This is a genomic window from Sulfurivermis fontis (assembly GCF_004001245.1).
Lineage (GTDB): Bacteria > Pseudomonadota > Gammaproteobacteria > Thiohalomonadales > Thiohalomonadaceae > Sulfurivermis > Sulfurivermis fontis.
Genome location: NZ_AP018724.1, coordinates 2,340,258 through 2,356,473 on the forward strand (window position 1 = coordinate 2,340,258; position 16,216 = coordinate 2,356,473).

Sequence of the window (16,216 nt, forward strand, 5' to 3'; positions counted from 1 at the left end):
TCGAAAACCACTCACGCAAGGAGAAAACATGATGAAACTGCTGCACACCCTGCTCGCCGCCGCGGCACTGAGCTGCGCCAGCCTGGCCTTTGCCCACAGCGATGAATATCTCGACACCATCGTCACGCCGCACGGCGGCCAGATGCGCATGGCCGGCATGCACCACTTCGAGCTGGTGGTGGAACAAGGCACGCTCACCGTCTACCTCACCGACCACGCCGATCAGCCGGTGGCCAGCGCCGGCGCCAGCGGCAGCGCCACCGTGCTGGTCGGCCGCAACCGCAGCACCATCGTCCTCACGCCGGCGGGCGACAATCGCCTCACCGGCCAGGGTGAATTCACCCTCGATGCCGCCATGCGTGTCGTGCTCAGCATCAGCGTCGCCGGCCAGCCCGCCGAGCAGGCCCGCTTCACGCCGCTGGCGCCGCGCCAGGTGAAGGCCATTGCCGCCGAGCACAACCACGACAGCACCGACGCCCACCATCATCACTGAGGCAGACAGGTCGCCCGCGGCACCATGCCGCGGGCGAGCGGTATTGCATTGACGTGCGGCGCACAAGGTGGGGATACTTGGCGCAACCCTATACACCCATGACCCTGCCTGACACATGCCCCTGCGCTATCGCCCGCTTTATGCCTTGCGTCCGATCCGGTGCCGGGCAGCCCCGCGCACCTCTGCCCGTGCGGCGCAATGGTTGCCCGCAATCACGCTCGGCGCGGCCCTCGCTGTCCCCATCGGCACACACGCCGCCTGCCAGATCGAATACAGCGATGGACTGGTCCAGGCACTCAGCCGCGCCACCGGACAATATGTCGCCAAATATCACGGCAACTTCTCCAGCCTGGCCGAGTGCGAAGCGGTACGGCGCGACGCCATCGCCCAATCCGGCGATCCCTCGCTCGCCTTGAACATGACATGCACCGGCTGCTCTGCCCCTGCACAGGGGCAGAGCGGCGCCTCGGGCCCGGTCCCCAACGCCGCCGCAGAGGCCGCCAAGAAAAAATTCGCGGCCCAGCAAAAGGCTGAACAACAGGCCGCGCAACAGCAGTTTTTCCACGACAAGCAGACGCTGTCACAGGAACTCAAGGGCGTCACTCCCGCCAGCGGCAGTGGTCTGGTATTGAAGCAGGCACCGGCAGCGGGCAGTGCGCGCCAACAGCTCGACTGCATCCTGACCGACTCACAAAAATCCGAAACCGATCCGTCGCGGCCGCCGGGCGGCGACTGGCAGAACCTGCGCGACTGCGCGCCCCAAGCCCCGGCCGTGCCACCGGTCCCCGAGCCGAAACCGGTCAGCCGTCCGGCCATGCCCGCCGATGCCGCAGCGGCAAAAGAATTTCTCGCCACCCTCGCCCGACAGATCACCGAAACGCGGCAACAACTGACCCGGCAGGATCAGGCCATCACGCGACTGGAACAGGAAGTCGCGCGTGAAGAGGCCAGTCAGCCGCTGACCGGCTTCAAGGAGGCGCCCAGGGAAAGCGAGGCCTTGCGGCGGGCACGCGAGGCCTTGACGCAGGCCAGGGCGGCGCGACAGCGGTTGGCCGAGGAATTGCAGCGAATGGAAGCACAGAAAAAGTCCGCGCCCCACGAGGAATGAACGGGTGAAGAGCGGGAGACTTGAAGATGCATAGATTGATGATCGCCACACGGCGGCTGACCGGAGCATTGCCATGAATCAATACAAGCTGGTCCTGCCCGAACACCTGAACCATTACGGCTATCTGTTCGGCGGCAACATGCTGAAGTGGACCGACGAGTATTCCTGGATCGCTGCCAGCCTCGACTATCCGGGCTGCAAGTTCGTCACCATCGGCATGGACAAGGTGGAGTTCCGCAGGGGCGTGGACAAGGGAGCCATCCTGCGCTTCGACGTGCAGCGCGCCCATCAGGGCAATACCTCGGTGCGCTACGCCGTCAGCGTCTATGCCGACAACATCGAAACCGGTGGCGAGGAACTGGTATTCTCCACCCAGGTCACTTTTGTCTGTCTTGACGAGCACGGCAACAAGCGCGCGCTTCCCTGAGAAGACAGGTACGAGGGGAACGGAGCACGGTCCACTCCGTGCATGACGCGCTCGGACCTCGCCTCTAGTCCCTCGTGCCTTCGTTTAACGCTGCGGCAGATTGAGAACCACGCTCGGCGCGGTGACAGGATGCTCCGGCGGAACGATGAAGCCGTGATCGTTGTCATGGTGGCAAATCATGCACTGGGCGCGCATGGTACGAAAGGCATGCAGAAACGTTTCCCAATCCTGGCTGGCGATGGCCTTGTCGAACTCCACCATCCCCTGATCCAGAAAGACCTGCGCGGTGGCGGCGCGCTTGGGGCTGCTGATCTGCAACATCTCGATCAACTTGACGATCTCTTCCACCTGATACTGGGCAAACTCCCACTGCCCCAGCTTGCCGGCCCAATACAGGTTCTGGTAGCGCGCGCCCACCTCGACCATCACGTGGGAAGTGGAGGGCAGCGTCTTGATCATCTGCTCCACCTTGTCGGCCGTGGTGCCGCTCTTGCGCCAGTCCTTGTACTGTTCGGCCAGCGCCGCACCACACCACAGCATGCTCAGCCACAACAACGCCAGTGAGCGCATGTTACGCATCGGAGTCTCCTGTCCGGTAGCAATTTAGATCAATTCTAAGGAAGGTCTGAATAAGTCCATCCTGGACTTTTCAGACCACGCCAAGCGAAAAGTGTGATTTTCGCTTGGCTTCATTTTTCAACGACTTATCGTCGTTGAAAAATGGCGGCACATCCCTGTGCCGCGGAAGCTCTGAACTTATTCAGAGCTTCCCTAAATTGCGCGTGCCCGCGGGACAAGGAGTTACTGCTTGCGACCGATGAGTTCGATGGGATAGCCGTCCGGATCGGCCACGAATGCAATCAGGGTGGTGCCGGCATTCATCGGACCGGGCTCGCGCAGGATGCGGCCGCCACGGGCACGGATCTCCTCCGCTGCGCGATAGACATCGTCCACTTCCAGGGCGAGATGGCCGAAACCGCTGCCCAGCTCATAGCTGTCCACACCCCAGTTGTAGGTCAACTCGATGACGCTGTTGTCAGCCTCGTCACCGTAGCCGACAAAGGCGAGGGTGAACTTCCCCTCCGGATAGTCCTTGCGCCGCAATAGCTTCATGCCGAGAACCTCGGTATAGAAGCGAATGGAACGCTCCAGATCGCCGACGCGAATCATGGTGTGCAGTATGCGCATGGGTGTCCTCCTCCTGCGATTATCGGGATCATCGCGCAGCGTGCCGTGTCTCCAGCCACCACCGTCCGGGCTCAGGCGTTCTCCACGTCCTGCTGCAACTGTCTGGCCTCGGCCGCCAATATCTCGCTGAACGGACTGGGCGGCGCGATGCCGCTGCCCTGGGCATAGTCGATACCGGCCTTCTCCAACGCCATCAGTACCGCCTCGCTCTCGGCGAATTCGGCAATCGTCTTCAGGCCGAGCACATGCCCCACCTGGTTGATGGACTCGACCATGGCGCGATCCACCTTGTCGAGCACCATATCGCGCACGAAACCGCCATCGATCTTGAGATAGTCCACCGGCAATGTCTTGAGATAGCCGAAGGAGCTGAGACCGGAACCGAAGTCGTCCAGGGCAAAGCTGCAACCCATGCCGCGCAGCACGCTCATGAAGCGGGTGGCCCGGGTCAGATTCGCAATGGCCGCAGTCTCCGTCACCTCGAAGCAGATGCTCTCGCAGGGAATGCCGGTGCGCTCGAACAGATCGATGACGTATTCGAGAAAGTGTTCGTCGCACAACGACTGGCCGGAGAGATTGACCGCACACTCCACCGGCGGGAAGGCCAGCTCCCCCTGGGCTGCGCGCAGTTGCATAAATGTTTCGCGCAATACCCAGCGATCGATGGTCGGCATCAGATTGTAGCGCTCCGCCGCCGGGATGAAGGCACCGGGAGGCACCACGCGGCCGGTTTCGTCGATCATACGCAGCAGCACTTCGTAATGGGACACCACGCGATCACCGGCCACATGCGCCACCGGCTGGGCATACAACACGAAGCGTTCGTTATCGAAGGCCGAGGACAGGCGGTGCACCCATTCCATTTCGCCATGGCGCTGCGCAACGGCGAGGTCATCGGGCTGATAGACGTGAATGCGGTTGCGGCCATGGTCCTTGGCCACGTAACAGGCCGCATCGGCCGCCGCCAGCACGTCGGCCAGTGTGCCGCTGTCGGCGGCAATCGGCACCACGCCGATGGATACGCCGATATCAAAGCTCTTGTCGTCCCAGGCAAAGCGGTAGTCGCGTATTGCGGCGCGTATGCCCTCGGCGATGAGACAGGCCTTGTCCAACGGGCAATGCTCCAGCAGGACGCCGAACTCGTCGCCCCCCAAACGTGCCAGCACATCGGTTTCGCGCACACGCTGCTGCATCAGCTGGGCAATCTGGCCCAGCAATTCATCGCCCGCCTGGTGGCCACAGGTATCATTCACCACCTTGAACTGGTCGAGATCCATGTAAAACAGCACGCTGTTGCCGCCGCCGGCCTGCGCCTCGCGTAACTTTTCCTCGGTGCGTTTTTCGAATACACGGCGATTGTACAGCCCGGTGAGCATGTCGTGACTGGCCTGATAACTGAGCTGGCGCGCCATTCCCATCACTTCGGTAATGTCGTGCAAGGCCAGCACGGCACCCACCACATGACCGAAATGATCGCGCATCGGTGCCGCGGTGATCTTGAGATGATAGCGGCTGCCGTCGTCCTGGATCAGTACACCTTCGTCGGCATGCACCGCACCGGACTCCAGAGTCAGACACATGCGTACCAGATCTCCCAGCGACTCACCGGTGGCCTCGTCGACCAGACGCACCACCTCACGGTAATGCTTGCCGATCGCCTGTCCGGCCGCGAGTCGCAGCAGGCGCTCGGCCGTGGGATTGAGATAGTCGACGACACCGAATTCATCGGTAGTAATCACACCGTCGCCTATGGATTGCAGGGTAACCAGCGCCCGTTCCTTCTCATGGTGCAACGCCTGCTGTGCCTGCTTCAGCTCGTTGATGTCGCGGATGGTTCCTTCCAGCCCTACGACACGGCCGCGCTCGTCACGAATGAACTGGGCATTGAGCGAGACCCACACGCGCTGACCATTGCGGTGCTGCATGTGGATCTCGTAGTTATGCAGCACGCCACCACGTGCATGCAGGTCATCGAGGAAGGTCTTGCCATAACCCGTCACCGCATACAGGTCGGCGATGCGCTTGCCGATGCATTCCTCCGGTGTATAACCGAGCAATTGCTCCATGGAACGGGAAACCGAACTGATGCGCCCCACCGGATCGGCCCGGTAATAGGTGTCCTGCATGTGATTGAGGATGCGGTTGAGCTCCTGCCAGGCATTGCGCGTCTTCTGCTCCGCAGTCACACGCTCTGTGATGTCGGTCATCACACCAAGCAAACGCACCGGACGGCCGGCGGCGTCGCGCACCACTTCGCCGGCATCGCGCAACACACGGACGCGACCGTCGGCATGCTCGACACGAAACTCGCGGCTGAACAATCCGCCGTTGCGCAGGGCCTGCTCGGCATGATGCTGGAAGAGGGCACGGTCCTGCCAGTGGACCGCAGCCAACAGAGTCTGTGGCGAGATCGTGCCGCAGGGGTTCACGCCGAGCAGTGCACAGGCCGCCTCGGAGCAATGAATCTCGCCCCGCCCCAGATCCCAGTCCCATTCCCCCAGTTCGGCGACACGGCGCGCATGCACGAAATTGCTGCGCTGGCGTGCCAGTTCCGCTGCCTGCGCCGCCACGCGCGTGGCATTGCCCCACCCGACGGCGACGATATCGTACAGATGGTGCAGCAAGGCCAGCAATACGGCGGCATACAGCAGAACCAGCAGGCCGAGGGCCTGATGTACCTCATCACCGAACTGGAAGCAGCGTACCGCCAGTGGCAACAGCACGACGATGACGAAGAGGGAACCACTCCAGCGGCGACCGCTATGGGATAGCAACGATGCCGCCGCCACCAATGCCGGCACCAGCAGCAGCAATGGCTGCTGCACCGGGGTCAGCGGAGCGAAAAAAACCACCACACTGCCCCAGAGCAGCGCCACGCTACCGCTGGCAACGGCACAGGGGGCCGCCGCCGCTTCGTCGCGCCATAGCAGCAACACCGCGCCCCAACCCAGATAGGCCAGCAACAAAGCGGTCAACCAGCCGTACAGGCGTAGCGGCACCACGGCATCGCGCAACAGCCAGGTGAGCAACAGGCCAGCCAGCACGCCGCCAGCCAGCACGATGGCTGCAGGCGCGTTGTTGCGTGGCTCCATCTGCGGCATCATTTCGTTGGATACATCCTGTCGCACGCTATGTCCCTTTTACTGGTCGTTGCGGTAACCGCCTCGCATCATGCCTCCGCCGCCTGCAACGTGCGCTGCTGTACCGCATGAGCCAGAACGTCATGCAGCGGTACCGGGGTACCAAGGGCATGGCCCTGAGCATAATCCACCCGCAGCGTACGTAAAGCTTCGAGTATCGCACCACTCTCGGCGAATTCGGCGATGGTCTGCAATCCCATGACATGGCCGATTTGGTTGATCGACTCCACCATAGCGAAATCCACCGTATCGCGCAGCATATCGCGGACAAAACTGCCATCGATCTTGAGGTAATCGACGCGCAGATTCTTGAGGTAGGCAAAGGAGCTGACGCCGCTGCCAAAGTCATCCAGGGCGAAACGGCAGCCCATGCCGTGCAGTACATCGATGAAGTGCATGGCGCGGCTGAGGTTGGAAATCGCCGCCGTCTCGGTTATCTCAAAGCAGATGCTGTCAGGCACCACATCAGCCTCATGGAACTGTTCGATGACGAAATCCAGAAAATGATCATCGCCAAGCGACTGGCCGGAGAGGTTGATGGTGCACTGGATCGGCGGGCGCTCGTGCGGCCCCTGCGCCTGGCGCAGCTGTCCCAGTGTGGTACGCACCACCCAGCGGTCGATGGTCGGCATCAGATTGTAGCGTTCAGCGGCCGGGATGAAGGCCATCGGCGGGATCAGGTCGCCCTCGCTGCCGATCATGCGCATCAACACTTCATAGTGGCTGGGCACACCGTCTTCGCTGGCCAGCGGCACGATGGGCTGGGCATAGAGACGCAGCCGATCATCCTCGAAGGCCTGGGTAATGCGGTGGACCCAGGCCATTTCACCGTGATGGTGCACCACCTCGCGGTCATCCGGCGTATAGACATGAATGCGGTTGCGCCCCAGGTCCTTGGCGACATAGCAGGCGGTATCCGCGGCGCTCAGTACCTCGGCCAGACGCCCGGTACTCCTGCCGATGGGAACGACACCGATGCTGGCCCCGATCTCGAAGGTCTTGCCCAGCCAGACGAAACGGAATTCACGCACTACCTGGCGCAGTTCTTCGGCAATGAGCAGGGCATTGTCCAGGTCACAGTCCTCCAGCAACACGCCGAACTCGTCCCCCCCCAGACGTGCCACGGTATCGGCCTCGCGTACATGACGCTGCAGCAGGGTGGACAACAGCACCAGCAGTTCATCGCCGGCACGGTGGCCACAGCAGTCGTTGACCAGCTTGAACTGATCCAGGTCGATATAGAACATCGCATGCTGGCATTCACCGCTGCGCGCACTGCGGATGGCTCCCTCCAGCAGGCGCTCGAACTCGCGCCGGTTGACCAGGCCGGTCAGCATGTCGTGGCTGGCCTGGTAACCGAGCTGTCGGGCGATGCCCATCACCTCGGTGAGATCGTGCAGCACCAATGCCGCACCGATGACACGGCCGTGGCTGTCGCGCATCGGGGCCGCGCTGATATTGATATTGAACTCGGTGCCGTCCTCATGGGTCAGCACGCCGTCGTCGGCATGCACCTGGGCGCCGTCCTGGCTCAGGCACAGGCTCACCAGATCGGCCAGCGCCTCGCCGGTGGCCTCATCCACCAGATTGAGCACCTCGAGGTAATGCCGGCCGATGGCGCTGCCGTTTTCCCAGGCGGTCAGCCGCTCGCCGACCGGATTGATGTAATCGATGATGCCGTTGGTGTCGGTAGTGATGACACCATCTCCGATGGATTGCAGCGTGACCAGTTGGCGCTCCTTCTCCTGCTGCAGCCGCCATTCCACCTGCTTACGCCGGCGTACCTCCTGTTCGAGGCGGGCGTTGATGATCTGCAATTCGCTGGCGCGCACCGGCACGTTGCATTGTCCATCATCGTCGCCGCACAACTGGCGTTGCATCTGTGCCAGCGCCGCGATGCGCGGCATCCAGCGCCAAAAGCCCCACGCCAGCAGAGCGGTACCGCCAAGGTAACCGACGACTTTTTCCAGAAAAGCCTCCACCGGCGTGTCGCCGGTGAGGACAAGACGATCCAAGGCGGGAAAATTATCGGTGACATCGAGCAGGCTGCCGGCAAAAATCAGCACAAAGCCCAGCCATATGACACGCCAGCCCGGCTGTTGCGCCAGCCCCTGCTGGTGCCCGACATGCCACAGCCAGACCACGATCAACCCCAGCAGCAGGACGCGCAGGCCTTCGAATACGATGTCTGTCATTGCTGCTACCTGACTCCTCCAGCAGCTTGCGGAGCGGCGGGCGGCTGCGTGGCCACCCGCTCGTTATCATTCCGTTCAACGGCCGCGCTTGGCGGCGATACGCATGCGCAGGGCATTCAGCTTGATGAAGCCCTCGGCATCCTTCTGGTTGTAGGCGCCGGCATCGTCCTCAAAGGTGGCGATGTTGGCATCGAACAGCGAATCGCTCTCCGACTTGCGGCCGGCGACGATGACGTTGCCCTTGTACAGCTTGAGGCGCACCGTGCCGTTCACGTGCTCCTGTGAGGCGTCGATCATCGTCTGCAGCATCTTGCGCTCCGGGCTCCACCAGTAACCGTTGTAGATGAGCGAGGCGTACCGCGGCATCAGCTCATCCTTCAGATGCGCCACTTCGCGGTCCAGGGTCAGCGACTCGATGGCGCGGTGGCCCTTGAGCATCACGGTGCCGGCCGGGGTCTCGTAGGCGCCGCGCGACTTCATGCCGACATAGCGGTTCTCGACGATGTCGGCGCGGCCGATGCCGTTGGCGCCGGCCACCTTGTTGAGGTGCGCCATCACCTGGGCCGGGGTCATGGCCTGGCCGTCGATGGCGACGATATCGCCCTTCTTGTAAGTCAGTTCCACATAGGTCGGGGTATCCGGGGCCTTTTCGGGGGAGACCGACCAACGCCACATGTCCTCTTCCGGCTCGCACCACGGATCCTCCAGCACGCCGCCTTCGTAGGAGATGTGCAGCAGGTTGGCGTCCATGGAATAGGGCGACTTCTTGCCCTTCTTGGCGAAGTCCACCGGGATGTTGTGCTCTTCGGCATAGGCCATCAGCTTTTCGCGCGAGGTCAGGTCCCATTCGCGCCACGGCGCGATCACCTTCACCTCCGGTTTCAGCGCATAGGCGCCCAGCTCGAAGCGCACCTGGTCGTTGCCCTTGCCGGTGGCGCCGTGGGCGATGGCGTCGGCGCCGGTTTCGTTGGCGATCTCGATGAGGCGCTTGGCGATGAGCGGGCGGGCGATGGAGGTGCCGAGCAGGTATTCGCCCTCGTACAGGGTATTGGCGCGGAACATGGGGAACACGAAGTCGCGCGCGAACGCCTCGCGCAGATCATCGATGTAGATTTCCTTGACGCCCATGGCCTTCGCCTTGGCGCGGGCCGGTTCGACCTCCTCGCCCTGGCCGATGTCGGCGGTGAAGGTCACCACCTCGCAGCCGTACTTGTCCTTCAGCCACTTGAGAATGATGGAGGTGTCGAGGCCGCCGGAATAGGCCAGGACCACTTTCTTGATGCCGGACATGAGAGACTCCCCGAAAGATGTGTGCCGTACGCCGCCGCCCGGCGGCGCAAAGGGGAGCAATTATAACCGAGACGCCGCGCCGCCATGGCAAAAAATGGCGCGCCAACCCAGCGGCTCAAGGGGTTATCGGGTCAGCAGAACGATGACACGGCGGTTGACCGCGCGGCCGCTTTCGGTGCGGTTGCTGGCCAGCGGCTTGGTCTCGCCCTGGCTGCGCAGGGTGAATTTCTCGCGGGCGATCCCTTTTTTCACCAGATAGTCGCGCACCACCTCGCTGCGCTGGCGGCTGAGGCGCTCGTTGTAACGGCGGAAACCGACATTGTCCGTGTGCCCCTCGATCAGCACCCCGCTGACCGCCGGGTCGGCCAGCAGATACTCGGCCACCCGGTCGAGCACGCGGCGCGCCTCCGGCCCCAGGGCGGCACTGCCGAAGGCAAAGTTGACCAGCGTCTTCTGTACCGCGCTGAAATCATAACTCAGCAGCCCGTCGAGGCAGCGGAGGAACTCCCCGAGGGCGGGCTTCACGTTGACCGCGGAGACGGCCACCGTCACCTCATCGCGGCCATCGGCCCAGTCCGGGTAGGTGAAGGTGGGAAACATCCCCTTTTCCAGCTCGGCCAGCAGACGCCATGCCAGCGGCCGGTCGAAGCGGATGGGCTCGGCGCTGTCGGCGACCGACACCTGCCCGAGCGCCAGAGCAGGGGTATCGTGCTTCCAGGCCGGGGCCAGGGAGGCCAGCTGCGCCACCCCGGCCTTCGCCGGACGGCGCAGCACCTGCACCGTGAAATCGAGCCCACCACCGGCGCGTCCCTCGAAGCGCACGGTACCGTAGAGAGGGATGGTATGGCTCAGGGTGCATGCCATGCGGGTGGATTTGACCTCCCAGCGCGACTCGTGCAGGGCGGCGCCGTAATACTGCGCGCCGGCCAGCACAGAGCCGGCCGGGCACAGCCCGACGCACAACACCAACCATTGCCGCAGAAATAAGGTCACGCGAATATCCGCCATTACCGGTTTACCCGCTTTGTCGGCGGTGCAGACAGAAACTTGACCCCTATTTCACGGGTTCCAGGCGCAGCAGCTGGCCGGAGTCGTGGTCGGTGAGCAGCCAGAGGCGGCCGTCCGGTCCCTGACGCACGTCGCGGATGCGTCGGCCCAGCGTGGTCAGCAGTCTTTCCTCCGCCACCACCTTCTCGCCATCCAGGGTGAGGCGCGCCAGATGCTCGCCGGCCAGGGCGCCGACGAACAGATTGCCGCGCCAGCGCGGGAACGCATCGCCGCTGTAGAAGGCCATCCCGGAGGGGGCGATGGACGGCGTCCAGTGATACAGCGGCTGCTCCATGCCCTCCTTGTGGGTGCCGATGCCGATGGGAAGGTAGGTGTAGTCGACGCCGTGGGTGATCACCGGCCAGCCATAGTTCAGGCCCGGGTGCACGATGTTGATCTCGTCACCGCCGCGCGCGCCGTGCTCATGCAGCCACACTGCGCCGGTATCCGGATGCAGGGTCATGCCCTGCGGGTTGCGGTGACCGTAGCTGTAGATCTCGGGACGGACGTCCTTGCGGCCGAGGAAGGGATTGTCGGCGGGGATGCGGCCGTCGTCGTGCAGGCGCAGCACCGAACCGGCATGGTCGTCCAGCTGCTGGGCGCGGTCCATGTCGCCGCGATCGCCCACTGTGATGTAGAGAAAACCCGCTCGGTCGAATACCAGGCGCGAGCCGAAGTGATGGGTGCGGCGCGAGCGCGGCAGGGCCTCGAACAGCACCTGCACATCAGCGAGGGCCAGGCGCCCGCCGTCGAAACGGCCGCGGGCGACCCGGGTGGTGTAGCCGCCCTCCCCCGCCGCGGCGTAGGAAAAGTAGATCAGGTCATTGCTGGCGAACTGCGGATGCGGCACCACATCGAGCAGGCCCCCCTGGCCCCGTGCCGCGATCTGCGGCAGACCGCTTACCGCCTGCGGCAGCAGACGGCCGTCGCGCACCACCCGCAGCCGCCCCGGCCGTTCGCTGACCAGCAGCGTGCCGTCGGGCAGAAAGGCCAGCGACCACGGATGCTCCAGACCGTCCACCACGGTCTCGACGCGAAAGCGCTGCTGCGCCGACTCGAACACCGGCTGCGCCTGGGCAGGCAATACCAGCCACAACAGGAGAGACAGGATTAATGTACGCATGGCGCGTCTCCGCTCGGATTTACCCAAGCTTAGACGCTGGAACGTCAAAAGCCTTCAGCGCAAAGACCGCAAAGGATTTCGAGGTGGGGGAATAGCAGGTCGGGTTGCGCTACGCCAACCCGACCTGCATTTACTTGCATCTTGTCACTTGTATCGTGTAACTCGATCAACCCACCCACACGCGCGCGTTGCGGAACATGCGCAGCCACGGGCCGTCTTCCAGCCAGTCGTCCGGGCCCCAGGAATGCTGCACGGCACGGAACACGCGCTCGGGGTGCGGCATCATGATGGTGACGCGGCCGTCGGCGGTGGTGAGGCCGGTGATGCCCAGCGGCGAGCCGTTGGGATTGAACGGGTAGATCTCGGTGGGGTCGCCATAGTTGTTGACCCAGCGCAGGGCGACACGCTGATTGCGCAGTGCGGCCACCGGGCCGTCGGCATCGGGGAATTCGGCACGGCCTTCGCCGTGGGCCACGGCGATGGGCATGCGCGAGCCTTCCATACCGGCGAAGAACAGCGATGGCGACTTGACGACTTCCACCATCGCCACGCGCGCCTCGAACTGCTCGGACTCGTTGCGCACGAAACGCGGCCAGCCCTCGGCACCGGGGATGAGTTCGTGCAGGTTGGACATCATCTGGCAGCCGTTGCACACGCCGAGGCTGAAGCTGTCGCCACGCTGGAAGAAGGCGGCGAATTCGTCGCGCGCGCGCGGATTGAACAGGATCGACTTGGCCCAGCCGCCGCCGGCGCCGAGTACGTCGCCGTAGGAGAAGCCGCCGCAGGCGACCAGGCCGGTGAAATCCTGCAACGACACGCGGCCGCTGATGATGTCGCTCATGTGCACGTCCACCGCGGCAAAGCCGGCGCGGTCGAAGGCGGCCGCCATTTCCACCTGGCCGTTGACGCCCTGCTCGCGCAGGATGGCGACGCGCGGCCGCCGGCCGCTGTGGATGAAGGGCGCGGCAACGTCCTCGTCGATATCGAAGGACAGCTCGGCGTGCAGGCCCGGATCATCGGCATCGAGCAGGGTGTCGAACTCTTCCTGCGCGCATTCCGGATTGTCACGCAGTGCCTGCATGCGGTAGCTGGTCTCGGCCCAGGCGCGCTGCAGCTCGATGCGCGGCTCGTCGAGCAGTGCGATGCGATCCTGGCTTATGACGATGCGGTCATCGTCATTGAGCGTGCCGATGACGTAGCTGTGCCGGCCGAGGCCGGCGTCGTGCAGATAGGCCAGCACGTCGTCGGTGTCGACGTGGCGCACCTGAATCACTGCGCCCAGTTCTTCGTTGAACAGGAGCGCGGCGGCGTCGCCCTCCAGGCCATCCAGCTCGACGCTGATGCCGGTGTGACCGGCGAAGGCCATCTCGGCCAGGGTGACGAACAGGCCGCCGTCGGAGCGGTCGTGATAGGCGAGCAGCAGGCCCTTGGCGTTCAGGTCCTGGATACAGTCGAAGAAGGCCTTGAACTGCTGCGGGTCGTCCAGGTCCGGGGCGTGGTGGCCCAGTTCCTTGTATACCTGCGCCAGGCAGGAACCGCCGAGACGGTTTTTGCCCTTGCCCAGGTCGATGAAGATCAGATCGCTGTCGCCCTTGTCGCTACGCAGTTCCGGGGTAAGGCTCTTGCGCACGTCGGACACCGGCGCGAAAGCAGAGACGATCAGCGACAGCGGCGCGGTGACGCTCTTCTTCTCGCCGTTGTCTTCCCATACCGTCTTCATGGACATGGAGTCCTTGCCCACGGGGATGGCGATACCCAGCGCCGGGCACAGCTCCATGCCCACCGCCTGCACCGCCGCATACAGGCCAGCGTCCTCGCCCGGATGACCGGCCGGGGCCATCCAGTTGGCGGACAGCACGATGCGCGAGATGTCGTCGATGCGCGCAGCAAGGATGTTGGTCAGCGCCTCGCCCACCGCCATGCGCGCCGAGGCGGCGTGATCGATCAGCGCCACCGGGGTGCGCTCGCCCATGGCCATGGCCTCGCCGGTGTAGACGTCGAAGCTGGTGGCGGTCACGCCGCAGTCGGCCACCGGCACCTGCCACGGGCCGACCATCTGATCGCGGCACACCAGGCCGGTGACGGTGCGGTCGCCGATGGTGATGAGGAAGTGCTTGCTGGCCACCGTGGGCAGGCGCAGCAGGCGGTAGGCGGCGTCCTTGATGTCGATATGTGCGGTGCGCAGCTCGCTCTTGTGGAAAGGCTTGTGCTGCACGTCGCGCAGCATCTTGGGTGGCTTGCCCAGCAGCACCTCCAGCGGCAGGTCGATGGGCGTGTTCTCGAAGTGGCCGTCGCCCAACACCAGGCGCTGCTCCTCGGTGGCCTCGCCGATCACCGCATAGGGCGCGCGCTCGCGCTCGCAGATTTTGGCAAAGCGCTCCATATCCTCCGGGCGCACGGCAAGGACGTAGCGCTCCTGCGCCTCGTTGCACCAGATCTCCATCGGCGCCATGCCCGGCTCGTCGTTGGGGATGGCGCGCAGCTCGAAACGCGCCCCGCGGCCGGCGTCGTTGACCAGTTCCGGCATGGCGTTGGACAGGCCGCCGGCGCCGACATCGTGGATGGAGACGATGGGATTCTGGGCGCCCAGCTGCCAGCAGCGGTCGATGACCTCCTGGCAGCGGCGCTGGATCTCGGGATTGCCACGCTGCACCGAGGCGAAGTCCAGGTCCTCGTGGGACTGGCCGGTGCTCATGCTGGAGGCCGCGCCGCCGCCCAGGCCGATGAGCATGGCCGGGCCACCCAGCACCACCAGCTGCGCGCCGGGCGGGATGCGCTGCTTCTCCACATGGTCGACGCGGATGTTGCCGAGGCCGCCGGCCAGCATGATGGGCTTGTGGTAGCCGCGCACCTCTTCGCCGTTGGGGCCGGCGACCTTCTCCTCATAGGTGCGGAAATAGCCGTTGATGGCCGGACGGCCGAACTCGTTGTTGAAGGCGGCGGCGCCCAGCGGGCCGTCGACCATGATCTGCAGCGCGGAGGCGATGCGTCCCGGCTTGCCGTGGTCGGTCTCCCAGGGCTGCTCGAAGCCAGGGATGCGCAGGTTGGACACGGAGAAGCCGGTCAGGCCGGCCTTGGGCTTGGAGCCGCGGCCGGTGGCGCCCTCGTCACGGATCTCGCCGCCGGAGCCGGTGGCGGCACCGGGGAAGGGAGAAATGGCGGTGGGATGATTGTGGGTTTCCACCTTCATCAGGATCGCCACCGGCTCCCGGTGATAGCCGTACTCGCCGCTGTCGGGCGACGGGTAGAAGCGGCCGGCCTCGAAACCTTCGATTACCGCCGCGTTGTCCTTGTAGGCGGACAGGATGCCACGGCTGTTGTGATGATAGGTATTGCGGATCATGCCGAACAGCGACTTCTCCTGCGCCTGGCCGTCGATGACCCAGTCGGCATTGAATATCTTGTGGCGGCAGTGCTCGGAGTTGGCCTGGGCGAACATCATCAGCTCGACGTCGGTCGGGTTGCGGCCGAGGGCGGTGAAGTTCTCCACCAGGTAGTCGATCTCGTCGCCGGCCAGGGCCAGGCCCCAGTCCTTGTTGGCCCGCTCCAGGGCCGCACGGCCGCCGGCGAGCACGTCCACCGAACGCAGCGGCGCCGGCTCGGCCACGCGAAACAGTCCGGCCGCATCGTCCAGGGTATCCAGCACGCTCTCGGTCATACGGTCGTGCAACAGGGCGGCCACGGCGGCGGCCTCGTCCGCGCTGAACGGGGCAGCGCCCGCCTTGGCAGCATAGTAGGCGACGCCGCGCTCCAGGCGGTGCACCACGGACAGGCCGCAGTTGTGGGCGATATCGGTGGCCTTGGAGGCCCAGGGCGAGATGGTGCCGAGGCGCGGCACCACGAAGAACAGCCGGCCGTGCGGCTCCTCCACCGTCAGGCGCGGACCATAGCTGAGCAGCTGTTCCAGCACCGCACGTTCGGCGTCGGTGAGCGCCCGCTCCGTGTCGGCGAAGTGGACGAACTCGGCGTAGAGGTGCTCCACCCCCGGCACGGCGCGGCGCACCTGCGCCAGCAGCTTTTCCAGACGAAACGGGGACAGAGCCGGACTTCCGCGCAACAGCAGCATGACAGGGCAGGCCTTTCGGTAAGGATTCGGATATGTCCATGGATGGACGGTATGTCGCGAGAGGCAGGAGCCGGCAGCGACGAGGCGCCAATGATACTGGCAAACCGGGGAAAGGGAAAACGCAGAGCGGGCCCCGCCC

At 64.4% G+C, this 16,216-nt stretch carries 11 protein-coding genes; 3 read left to right on the forward strand and 8 right to left on the reverse strand.

Annotated elements, in window-relative coordinates; genetic code table 11:
• Positions 1-28: 28 nt before the first annotated feature.
• The 3 genes from EP379_RS11885 (at position 29) to EP379_RS11895 (ending at position 2,028) form a co-directional block, all read left to right on the forward strand.
• Positions 29-493, forward strand: a complete 465-nt coding sequence (locus tag EP379_RS11885; RefSeq protein WP_197722781.1) for a hypothetical protein — start codon at positions 29-31, stop codon at positions 491-493.
• Positions 494-695: 202 nt separating this feature from the next.
• Positions 696-1,601, forward strand: a complete 906-nt coding sequence (locus EP379_RS11890) for a hypothetical protein (RefSeq protein ID WP_127478012.1) — start codon at positions 696-698, stop codon at positions 1,599-1,601.
• Positions 1,602-1,674: 73 nt separating this feature from the next.
• Positions 1,675-2,028, forward strand: coding sequence for an acyl-CoA thioesterase (locus EP379_RS11895; RefSeq protein ID WP_127478013.1), 354 nt, complete (start codon positions 1,675-1,677; stop codon positions 2,026-2,028).
• Between the two features lie 84 nt (positions 2,029-2,112).
• On the opposite strand, the gene EP379_RS11900 is transcribed toward EP379_RS11895, so the two are convergent.
• The 8 genes from EP379_RS11900 to purL all read right to left on the reverse strand — a co-directional run bounded on the left by EP379_RS11900 (position 2,113) and on the right by purL (position 16,077).
• A complete protein-coding gene (locus EP379_RS11900; RefSeq protein WP_127478014.1) occupies positions 2,113-2,607 on the reverse strand; it encodes a hypothetical protein in 495 nt (164 codons plus the stop codon).
• Between the two features lie 222 nt (positions 2,608-2,829).
• Positions 2,830-3,216: a lactoylglutathione lyase gene (gene gloA, locus EP379_RS11905; protein ID WP_127478015.1), complete on the reverse strand. Its 387-nt coding sequence runs from the start codon at positions 3,214-3,216 to the stop codon at positions 2,830-2,832.
• A gap of 71 nt (positions 3,217-3,287) precedes the next feature.
• Complete coding sequence (locus tag EP379_RS11910; protein ID WP_127478016.1) at positions 3,288-6,344, reverse strand: PAS domain-containing protein; 3,057 nt, start codon at positions 6,342-6,344, stop codon at positions 3,288-3,290.
• Positions 6,345-6,385: 41 nt separating this feature from the next.
• Positions 6,386-8,551, reverse strand: a complete 2,166-nt coding sequence (locus EP379_RS11915) for an EAL domain-containing protein (RefSeq protein ID WP_172600462.1) — start codon at positions 8,549-8,551, stop codon at positions 6,386-6,388.
• Positions 8,552-8,626: 75 nt separating this feature from the next.
• Positions 8,627-9,841, reverse strand: coding sequence for an argininosuccinate synthase (locus EP379_RS11920; protein ID WP_127478017.1), 1,215 nt, complete (start codon positions 9,839-9,841; stop codon positions 8,627-8,629).
• Positions 9,842-9,964: 123 nt separating this feature from the next.
• Positions 9,965-10,834, reverse strand: coding sequence for a flagellar protein MotY (locus tag EP379_RS11925; RefSeq protein WP_172600463.1), 870 nt, complete (start codon positions 10,832-10,834; stop codon positions 9,965-9,967).
• Between the two features lie 61 nt (positions 10,835-10,895).
• Positions 10,896-12,011: a PQQ-dependent sugar dehydrogenase gene (locus EP379_RS11930; RefSeq protein WP_127478019.1), complete on the reverse strand. Its 1,116-nt coding sequence runs from the start codon at positions 12,009-12,011 to the stop codon at positions 10,896-10,898.
• A gap of 166 nt (positions 12,012-12,177) precedes the next feature.
• On the reverse strand, positions 12,178-16,077 hold the full coding sequence (gene purL / locus EP379_RS11935; protein ID WP_127478020.1) for a phosphoribosylformylglycinamidine synthase: 3,900 nt from the start codon (positions 16,075-16,077) through the stop codon (positions 12,178-12,180).
• Between the last annotated feature and the right edge of the window lie 139 nt (positions 16,078-16,216).

What these genes read in the sequence shown, in the direction of transcription:
- EP379_RS11915 (WP_172600462.1), bottom strand. Translation starts at nt 8,551, where the DNA reads ATGACAGACATCGTATTCGAAGGCCTGCGCGTCCTGCTGCTGGGGTTG.
- EP379_RS11930 (WP_127478019.1), bottom strand. Translation starts at nt 12,011, where the DNA reads ATGCGTACATTAATCCTGTCTCTCCTGTTGTGGCTGGTATTGCCTGCC.
- purL (WP_127478020.1), bottom strand. Translation starts at nt 16,077, where the DNA reads ATGCTGCTGTTGCGCGGAAGTCCGGCTCTGTCCCCGTTTCGTCTGGAA.
- EP379_RS11920 (WP_127478017.1), bottom strand. Translation starts at nt 9,841, where the DNA reads ATGTCCGGCATCAAGAAAGTGGTCCTGGCCTATTCCGGCGGCCTCGAC.
- EP379_RS11900 (WP_127478014.1), bottom strand. Translation starts at nt 2,607, where the DNA reads ATGCGTAACATGCGCTCACTGGCGTTGTTGTGGCTGAGCATGCTGTGG.
- EP379_RS11895 (WP_127478013.1), top strand. Translation starts at nt 1,675, where the DNA reads ATGAATCAATACAAGCTGGTCCTGCCCGAACACCTGAACCATTACGGC.
- EP379_RS11885 (WP_197722781.1), top strand. Translation starts at nt 29, where the DNA reads ATGATGAAACTGCTGCACACCCTGCTCGCCGCCGCGGCACTGAGCTGC.
- gloA (WP_127478015.1), bottom strand. Translation starts at nt 3,216, where the DNA reads ATGCGCATACTGCACACCATGATTCGCGTCGGCGATCTGGAGCGTTCC.